At 52.5% G+C, this 510-nt stretch carries 1 protein-coding gene; it reads left to right on the forward strand.

The window, feature by feature from the left end:
• Window positions 1–510 (forward strand): branched-chain-amino-acid transaminase (gene ilvE / locus R7093_RS28345; protein ID WP_318147424.1); only part of this gene is annotated, 510 nt, incomplete at both ends.

The raw sequence follows: 510 nt of genomic DNA on the forward strand, positions 1-510 counted from the left end.
CATTCGTCCATTGGGATTTGTGGGCAATGTCGGTTTAGGTGTGTGTCCTCCAGTAGGCACCGAAATGGAGCTGATCATCGCGGCGTTCCCATGGGGCTCGTACCTTGGTGAAGAAGCACTAGAAAAAGGCGTAGATGCGATGATTTCAAGCTGGAATCGCGCGGCACCTAACACCATCCCTACCGCTGCAAAAGCGGGTGGTAACTACCTTTCTTCACTACTCGTTGGTGGTGAAGCACGTCGTCATGGTTACGACGAAGGTATCGCACTGAGTGTTGACGGTTACTTGTCAGAAGGCGCGGGCGAGAACATCTTTGTCATCAAAAATCGCGTGATCACCACACCACCAACAACCAGCGCTATCCTACCGGGCATCACTCGTGACTCGATCATGACCATTGCTCGCGATAAAGGTTACGAAGTCCGTGAAGCTAACATTGCCCGCGAAGCGCTATACCTTGCGGATGAAGTATTCATGACCGGTACCGCAGCAGAAGTTGTGCCTGTGGC

The sequence above is a fragment of the Vibrio sp. 1580 genome (assembly GCF_033340055.1).